We start from the raw sequence: 7,953 nt of genomic DNA on the forward strand, positions 1-7,953 counted from the left end.
TCACCCACGGCCAGGAGGACGCGCTGGTGCACTGGTGCCAGACCAAGGGGCTGACCGCCAGGCCGCTGGCGCTGGTCGGCTATGGCGACGAGGAAGAAGAGGAAGCGTTGCCGCCCGGCGAAAGCGCGGACGCATGAACCGCTTCGCCGAACTGCTCGATCGCCTCGCCTACGAGCCCGGCCGCAACAACAAGCTGCGGCTGATCACGAGCTATTTTCGCGAGACGGATGATCCCGACCGCGGCTATGCGCTGGGGGCGCTGACCGGCGCGCTGTCCTTCAAGCACGCCAAGGCGGGATTGATCCGCGACCTGATCGCCTCGCGCGCCGATCCGGTATTGTTCGCGCTGTCGTATGACTATGTCGGCGACCTCTCCGAGACGGTGGCGCTGATGTGGCCGAAGTCGGAGCTGCCGGCAGCTCACAACAACCCGCCGCCGCCGACGCTCACCGAAGTCGTCACCACGCTGCGCACCCTCGGCAAGGCCGAACTGCCGGCGCAACTGACACGCTGGCTCGACGAACTCGACGAGACCGGGCGCTGGGCGCTGCTCAAGCTGGTCACCGGCAGCATGCGGATCGGCGTGTCGGCGCGGCTGGCGAAGACGGCCGCCGCCGCGCTCGGCGACAAGGATGCGCACGACGTCGAGCTGATGTGGCCGGGGCTGGCGCCGCCCTATCCGGAGCTGTTTGCTTGGCTCGAGGGTCGCGCGGAAAAACCGGTCAATCTGGATCCGGCGCCATTCCGCCCGGTGATGCTGGCGCACGCCATCGAGGACAGCGACTTCGCCAACCTCGATGCCAACGACTTCGTCGCCGAATGGAAATGGGACGGCATCCGGATCCAGGCGGTGAGTGGGCTCGACGACCACGGCACCATCGTCGCGCGACTCTATTCGCGTACCGGCGAGGACATTACCAAAAGCTTCCCGGATCTGGTGCCGAGCCTGCGGCTGCCCGGCGCGATCGACGGCGAGTTGCTGGTGCTCCGCGAAGGGCGCGTGCAGTCGTTCAACGTGTTGCAGCAGCGATTGAACCGCAAGGTCGTCTCGCCAAAACTCATCAAGGACTATCCAATCCATCTGCGCGCCTATGACCTGCTGAGCGACGGCGAGGCCGACCTGCGCGAACTGCCGTTTGAAGCGCGGCGCGCCAAGCTGGAAACATTCGTCAAGCAGCTCGACGATCCCCGTATCGATCTGTCCGAACAAATCCCGTTCGACGACTGGGAGACGCTGACCGCCGCGCGCGCCGATCCCGCCAGCGCCGGTGTCGGCGAGGACGCCGAGGCAATCGAAGGCGTGATGCTGAAGCGACGCGACTCCACCTACCTGCCGGGACGCCCGAAGGGCCAGTGGTGGAAATGGAAGCGCGACCCGCACATCATCGACGCCGTGCTGATGTATGCGCAGCGCGGCCACGGCAAGCGCTCGTCGTATTATTCCGACTACACCTTTGGGGTCTGGACCGCGACCGAAACCGGCGACCAGTTGGTCCCTGTCGGCAAGGCGTATTTCGGCTTCACCGATGAAGAGCTTTTGCAAATCGACCGCTTCGTTCGTCGCAACACCACCGAGAAATTCGGCCCGGTGCGGCACGTCACGCATGAACCTGACAAAGGGCTCGTACTCGAAGTCGCCTTCGAAGGCCTGGCACGGTCGACCCGTCACAAATCCGGCGTGGCGATGCGCTTCCCGCGCATCAGCCGGCTGCGCTGGGACAAGCCGCCCGCTGAGGCCGACCGGCTGGAGACGCTGGAGCGGATGTTGAAGGCGGAGGCCACAATTGCGCCCGCCGCCGCTGCCAGTGATTGACGGCAGCCGGCAGGTTCCCCATCTGACGTGGCATGCTATGATCGCGAGCGATTTCGCGCGCAGGAGACGACGATGCAGAACGATGTCCGGGATGTTCCGGCGACCCAGGACGGCCTGTCGCGGTTTCTCGGCGGCTCGCCGCTGGCGGTGCTGGGCCGGCTGATCCTGCTGTCGATCCTGGTCGGCGTGGTGCTGGCCGCGATCGGCTTCGATCCCTGGAACATCGTCACCAGCATTCGCCGCCTGTTCCAGTGGGTTTACGACCTCGGCTTCGACGCCATCAACGGGCTGTGGCGCTATTTCCTGCTCGGCGCCGTGATCGTGGTGCCGATCTGGCTGATCTCGCGGATGCTCAGCGCGCCGCGCGGTCGCTAGCCACCGTTGCACTCGATCTCTGCGACATCCCCGCTCCGCGTCGGCCACATCAGCGTCTTCGCCATCGCCGGTCCGGCGATGCTGGCGAATCTCACCACGCCGCTGCTCGGCATCGTTGCCACGGCCGCCATTGGCCGGCTCGGCGATTCGCATCTGCTGGGCGGCGTGGCGCTGGCCTCGGTGGCGTTCGACTGCATCTTCTGGCTGTTCGGCTTTTTGCGGATGGCCACGGTGGCGTTCACCGCGCAGGCGCTCGGCGCCTGCGACCGGGTCGAACTGCGCGCCATCCTGTTGCGCGCACTGCTGCTCGGCGCCGCCGTCGGCCTGACGCTGATTGCGCTCCGCACGCCGCTGGCCTCTGCGGTGTTCGGCATCATGGGCGGCAGCGAAGCGGTCACCTCGGCTGCGCGAGAGTACTTCTTCATCCGGCTGTGGTCGGCGCCGCTGATGCTGGGCAATTACGTCATTCTCGGCTGGCTGGTCGGCCAGGCCCGTACTGGCATCGCGCTGGCGCTGCAGGTCGGCATCAACCTCATCAACATGGCGCTGACGGCGTTTCTCGTGCTGTCCGCCGGCAAGGGCGTCGCCGGCGCCGCCATCGCCACAGTAAGCGCCGAAGTCATCGGCTTCGCCGCCGGCCTGATCGCCGTATGGCTGCTGCTGGCCGGCAATTTTCGCGTGCCCCGCCACATCCTGTTCGACCGCGCCCGGCTGCTGCGGCTGTTTGCGGTCAACCGCGACATCATGATCCGCACCGCCGCGCTGATCGCGGCGTTCCTGTTCTTTACCGCGCAGGGCGCGCGTGCCGGCGACCTGACGCTAGCGGCCAATGCGGTGCTCAACAATTTCCTGATGATCGGATCGTTCTTCCTCGACGGCCTCGCCAACGCCGCCGAGCAGCTCTGCGGCCAGAGTTTTGGCGCCCGCAACCGGGTCGAATTCGATCGCGCCGTCAAACTCGTGCTGGGCTGGAGCTCGGCCTTCGGCCTCGCCGTCACACTGCTGTTCGTGGTGTCCGGCGATGCGCTGATCGACCTCATCACGACCAGCCCGGAGGTGCGCCTCGCCGCACGCGAATTCATGTGGCTGGCGGCACTGGCGCCGGCCTGCGGCGTGCTCGCCTATGTCTTTGACGGCATCTTTATCGGCGCGTCCTGGGCGCGCGACATGCGCAACCTGATGCTGGTGGCGCTCGCCACCTATCTCGCGGCGTTCTACCTGCTCATGCCGCTCGGCAATGCCGGGCTGTGGATCGCGTTCCTGATCTTCCTGCTGGCGCGCGGTGGATTTCAAGCGCTGCGCTACCCGACACTGGTGCGGGCGTCGTTCGGGTAGTCCCCGTCATTGCGAGGAGCCCTTGCGACGAATCAATCCAGCCCTTTCTGCGCGTGGGGCTTGCTGGATTGCCGCGTCGCTTCGCTCCTCGCAATGACGGCGCTCACACCGGCCAGTCTTCCGCCGTGATCGTGGCGGCGTCGGCGCCGACGATTTCCGACAGCGAGTCGCGGCCGGTGCGCAGCAGCGTCGAGACCAGGTCGGCCTTGATGCTGTCGACCAGGCCGAGGCCCTTGTAGATCAGCGATGAATAGAGCTGGATCAGGCTGGCGCCGGCGCGGATCTTGGTCAGCGCTGCGCCGCCGGAGTCGATGCCGCCGACGCCGATCAACGGAAACGCGCCTTCCGCCCGCACATAGGTCTCCGCCACCATCCGGGTCGATAGCCGGAACAGCGGCCGTCCGGACAGCCCGCCCTGCTCCTTCTGCCGCGTCTGCTCACGCAAGGTCGGCGGCCGGCCGATGGTGGTGTTGGCGACGATCATGCCATCGACGCCGCGCGACCGCGCGATATGCACGGCGTCGTCGAGGTCAGCGAGGCTGAGATCGGGCGCGATCTTCAGCAGCACCGGGGAATCGCCGGCGTGTTTGCGCACCCGCTCGCGGGCGTCGATCACCCGCGCCAGGAGATCGTCGAGCGCCGTCGCCTGCTGCAGGTTGCGCAGGCCGGGCGTGTTCGGAGACGACACATTGACGGTGAAATAGCTCGCCACCGGCGCGAAGGTTTCGATCAGCCGCACGTAGTCGTCGATGCGATCGACGGAATCCTTGTTGGCCCCGACATTGACGCCGACGATGCCGCCGTTGTGGGCGCGGGCCGCGAGCCGGCGCAATGCGGCGTCGGCGCCGTCATTGTTGAAGCCCATGCGGTTGATGACGGCCTCGTCGCGCTCCAGCCGGAACAGCCGCGGGCGCGGATTGCCAGCCTGCGGCTTCGGCGTCACGGTGCCGACCTCGGCAAAGCCGAAACCCAGCCGCAGCAGCGCGTCCGGCACCTCGGCGTTCTTGTCGAAACCGGCGGCGATGCCGATCGGGTTCGGAAAGTTCAGCCCGAACGCCCGCACCGCCAGTTTTGGATCGTCCGGCCGCGGCCGCGCCGGCGGCAGCAGCCGCAGCCCGCGGATCGCCAGGCGATGCGCATCCTCGGGATCGAGCAGGCGCAGCATCGGCAGGGAAAAAGCGTCGAAGGCACGGATCACAATGGCAGCTCCGGAAGGTCGTGGCCGCCGTCAGAACGCGCCCGCAGGTCGAGCACCGCGGTGACGGCGCCGAGGTCGAGTTCGCCATAGAGATGCGGAAACATATCGCCGCCGCGGGAGGGCTCCCAGCGCAGCGCGTCGTCGCCGAGTGCGTCGGCGTCCACCGCGATCAGGAACAGTCCGGTCTGGCCGAAGTAATGCTTCTTCACGGTTTCGGCGAGTTGCTCCGCCGTGGAAAAATGGATGAAGCCGTCGCGGGCATCATCCGCGCTGCCGCGATAGGTGCCCTGTCGCTCGGCCTCGCGCCAGTTGGAGGCGGGACAGATTTTATAGATGGTGCGCACCCGCCCCGACTTCCTGCTTGTTGTTCAAAATTGCCGCGGACGCTTTTCAGGTCTACGGCCGACCGTATCGGCGCCGTCCGCCCACTTCAAGGCCGCTATTTTTTGCAAATACCCCGTTGCGCAACTGGCGCAACTACGGCAATAATTCCTAGATTTTGCCGCACTTCACCGCCCGACCGCATTTCCCGGGCCAAAGGGATTCGAAACCCATGCTGTCACACGCCCAGATCTGGGGTGCCCTCGACAAACTTGCCGAACGCAACGGCATGTCGGCCTCCGGCCTTGCCAAGAAGGCGGGGCTCGATTCCACCACCTTCAACAAGTCCAAGCGCATCACCAATGACGGCCGCCAACGCTGGCCATCGACGGAGTCGGTGTCCAAAGCGCTGGCGGCGACCAATGTCACCATCGACAGTTTCGTCAACCTGATCGAAGGCACCAAGCGCATCGTGCAGTCGGTGCCGCTGCTCGGCTTCGCCCAGGCCGGCCATGGCGGCTACTTCGATGACGCCGGCTTCCCCGCCGGCAGCAAGGGCTGGGACGAGATCGGCCTGCCCTCGGTCAACGACGAGCACGCCTACGCGCTGCAGATTTCCGGCGATTCGATGAAGCCGGCCTATCGCGACGGCGACATCATCGTGGTGTCGCCCGGCGCCCAGATCCGCAAGGGCGACCGCGTCGTGGTCAAGACCAAGGACGGCGAAGTGATGGTCAAGGAATTGAAGCGCCGCACCACCAAGGTGCTGGAGCTGCAGTCGCTGAACCCGAACCACGTCGATCGCAGTTTTCCGGCGGGTGATATCGACTGGATCGCGCGCATCGTCTGGGCGAGCCAGTAGAGAACTCTTCTTCCCTCTCCCCTTGTGGGAGAGGGTGGATCGACCGCGAAGCGGTCGAGACGAGTGAGGGGTGCCGCAAGCGCCGAGCCTAGTCACCCCCTCATCCGCCTTCGCTTCGCGAAGGCACCTTCTCCCACAAGGGGAGAAGGAAGAAGGACCATCGCGCTACGCTGACCGCGCCAGCGCCCCGTCGATCATCGCGATCGCATTGGTCACGCCGTACACCGCAACGAACGAGCCGAAGCGCGGGCCCTTTTCCTGGCCGAGCAGCACCTGGTACAGCATGTTGAACCAGTCAAGCGACACGCCGGGGCGGCCGTCCTTGGCCAGCTTCTTGTGGTCGAGGAACGGTTCGCGGCGGCCGATCTCATAGACCGCGTTCTGGATGTCTTCAGGCGTTGCCTCGGCCGGCAGTTGCGACAGCGCATCGCGCAGATCCTGCAGCGCCACGCGCTCGCCCTCGGTCGGCTCGCGAAACGTCTTGGTCGGCGCGACGAAATCCCGGTAGTAGTTGATCGCATAGCCGACCATGGCATCGAGACGCGGATGGGTTTCCGCTGATACGCCCGGCCGGTAGCGGCGGATGAAGCCCCACAGCGTCTCGGCATTTTCCGCATTGGACGACGATACCAGCGTCAGCAGCAGCTGGAACGTGACCGGCATCTCCGCCACCGGCGGATCGCCGGCATGAATATGCCAGGCCGGATTGGACAGTCGCTGCTTGCCGTCCTGCCGGGCGTAGCCTTCGACGAACTGCTGATACTCGTCGACGTTGCGCGGGATCACGTCGAAGAACAATCGCTTCGCCGCCTTCGGCTCGCGGTACATGAACAGCGACAGCGATTCCGGCGAGGCGTAGCGCAGCCACTCGTCGATGGTCAGGCCGTTGCCCTTCGACTTGGAAATCTTGCCGCCCTTGTCGTCGAGGAACAGCTCGTAGATGAAGCTTTCCGGCGGGGTTCCTGATAGCGCCGAACAGATCTTGCTGGACAGTTTGACGGAGTCGATCAGGTCCTTGCCGGCCATTTCGTAATCGATGCCGAGCGCCGCCCAGCGCATCGCCCAGTCGGCCTTCCACTGGCACTTGACGTTACCGCCGGTGACCGGCGTCTCGACTTCTTCTTGGCTGTCGGGATCGACATAGGTCACCGTGCCGGCGCCGACGTCGCGGCGGATCATCGGCACCTGCAACACCACGCCCGTGGTCTTGCTGATCGGCAGGAACGGCGAGTAAGTGGCGCGGCGATCCGGGCCCAGGGTGGGCAAGATCACATCCATGACCTTGTCGTAGACTGCGAGCATCTTCAGCAGCGTCGCGTCGAAGCGGCCGGAAGTGTAGTAGTCGGTCGACGAGGCGAATTCGTAGTCGAAGCCGAAATGATCTAGGAATGCGCGCAGCCGCGCATTGTTGGCGGCGCCGAACGATCCATGCTCGCTCCCGAACGGGTCCGGAACGCGCGACAGCGGCTTGCCAAGATGCGCGGTCAGCATCTCCTTGTTCGGCACGTTGTCCGGCACTTTGCGCAAGCCGTCCATGTCGTCGGAAAACGCGATCAGCCTTGTCTTGATCTTGTCGTCGGTGAGCACGCGAAAAGCGTGGCGCACCATGGTGGTTCGCGCCACTTCGCCGAAGGTGCCGATATGCGGCAGGCCGGACGGACCGTAACCGGTCTCGAACAGCACCTCGTCTTTCGGCTTCTTCTTCAGCCTGTTGACAATGGCCTTCGCCTGCTCGAACGGCCAGGCGTTGGATTGTTCGGCGAGCGCGCGCAGGTCGCTCGCGCTGGGAAGATCGGTCGTGGACATCAATGGGCCTCCGGGCCGCGGAATTTTAGCTTGAGCATGGTCTTATCCGAAAACCGGTAGCCAAGTTTCGGGACCATGCTCTAGCGGCTGCGCAACCAAATGCCAAACCGCCAGGTCAAGGTGATTTCAGAACGGGCTGATGGAGAAGTAGCGCAGCCACAGGTCGGTGTAGCGGCCTTTTTCCCAGAGCCGGAACAGCGCCCAGTTCAGCGCCTGGCGCAGCGTATCGTTGCCCTTGCGGAC

Annotated in this window: 7 protein-coding genes and 2 pseudogenes; 5 read left to right on the forward strand and 4 right to left on the reverse strand. The window is 65.3% G+C overall.

The annotated features are described in order from the left end of the window. The 4 genes and pseudogenes from JWR89_RS01900 to JWR89_RS01915 all read left to right on the forward strand — a co-directional run. Window positions 1-137: pseudogene (locus tag JWR89_RS01900) on the forward strand (DNA ligase-associated DEXH box helicase); the annotation flags it as partial. Then, window positions 134-1,813 (forward strand): ATP-dependent DNA ligase, encoded by a 1,680-nt coding sequence (locus tag JWR89_RS01905; RefSeq protein WP_299711092.1) that lies wholly within the window; start codon window positions 134-136, stop codon window positions 1,811-1,813. The pseudogene JWR89_RS01900 and the gene JWR89_RS01905, both read left to right, overlap by 4 nt. A gap of 72 nt (window positions 1,814-1,885) precedes the next feature. Beyond that, window positions 1,886-2,188 (forward strand): DUF6460 domain-containing protein, encoded by a 303-nt coding sequence (locus tag JWR89_RS01910; protein WP_299711095.1) that lies wholly within the window; start codon window positions 1,886-1,888, stop codon window positions 2,186-2,188. A gap of 78 nt (window positions 2,189-2,266) precedes the next feature. Continuing rightward, complete coding sequence (locus JWR89_RS01915; RefSeq protein WP_299711109.1) at window positions 2,267-3,523, forward strand: MATE family efflux transporter; 1,257 nt, start codon at window positions 2,267-2,269, stop codon at window positions 3,521-3,523. 103 nt (window positions 3,524-3,626) lie between these two features. Here JWR89_RS01915 and JWR89_RS01920 read toward each other — a convergent pair whose 3' ends face one another. Both JWR89_RS01920 and JWR89_RS01925 read right to left on the reverse strand, forming a co-directional pair. Then, window positions 3,627-4,721 (reverse strand): quinone-dependent dihydroorotate dehydrogenase, encoded by a 1,095-nt coding sequence (locus JWR89_RS01920; protein ID WP_299711098.1) that lies wholly within the window; start codon window positions 4,719-4,721, stop codon window positions 3,627-3,629. Continuing rightward, window positions 4,718-5,065, reverse strand: a complete 348-nt coding sequence (locus JWR89_RS01925) for a DUF952 domain-containing protein (RefSeq protein WP_299711101.1) — start codon at window positions 5,063-5,065, stop codon at window positions 4,718-4,720. The genes JWR89_RS01920 and JWR89_RS01925 overlap by 4 nt, the downstream gene beginning before the upstream one ends. Window positions 5,066-5,274: 209 nt before the next feature. Between JWR89_RS01925 and JWR89_RS01930 the strand changes: the two genes are divergently transcribed. Then, complete coding sequence (locus JWR89_RS01930) at window positions 5,275-5,904, forward strand: helix-turn-helix transcriptional regulator (protein ID WP_299711103.1); 630 nt, start codon at window positions 5,275-5,277, stop codon at window positions 5,902-5,904. A gap of 165 nt (window positions 5,905-6,069) precedes the next feature. Here the strand turns inward: JWR89_RS01930 and JWR89_RS01935 are convergent, their stop codons facing one another. Both JWR89_RS01935 and JWR89_RS01940 read right to left on the reverse strand, forming a co-directional pair. Continuing rightward, window positions 6,070-7,710 (reverse strand): lysine--tRNA ligase, encoded by a 1,641-nt coding sequence (locus tag JWR89_RS01935; RefSeq protein WP_299711106.1) that lies wholly within the window; start codon window positions 7,708-7,710, stop codon window positions 6,070-6,072. Window positions 7,711-7,836: 126 nt separating this feature from the next. Beyond that, window positions 7,837-7,953: pseudogene (locus JWR89_RS01940) on the reverse strand (ABC transporter substrate-binding protein); the annotation flags it as partial.

The organism is Tardiphaga sp. (genome assembly GCF_028290785.1).
GTDB lineage: Bacteria > Pseudomonadota > Alphaproteobacteria > Rhizobiales > Xanthobacteraceae > Tardiphaga.

Bases quoted from the DNA above. Each gene is read 5' to 3' on its own strand.
- JWR89_RS01905 (WP_299711092.1), top strand. From the start codon at position 134: ATGAACCGCTTCGCCGAACTGCTCGATCGCCTCGCCTACGAGCCCGGC.
- JWR89_RS01910 (WP_299711095.1), top strand. From the start codon at position 1,886: ATGCAGAACGATGTCCGGGATGTTCCGGCGACCCAGGACGGCCTGTCG.
- JWR89_RS01915 (WP_299711109.1), top strand. From the start codon at position 2,267: ATGCTGGCGAATCTCACCACGCCGCTGCTCGGCATCGTTGCCACGGCC.
- JWR89_RS01930 (WP_299711103.1), top strand. From the start codon at position 5,275: ATGCTGTCACACGCCCAGATCTGGGGTGCCCTCGACAAACTTGCCGAA.
- JWR89_RS01935 (WP_299711106.1), bottom strand. From the start codon at position 7,710: ATGTCCACGACCGATCTTCCCAGCGCGAGCGACCTGCGCGCGCTCGCC.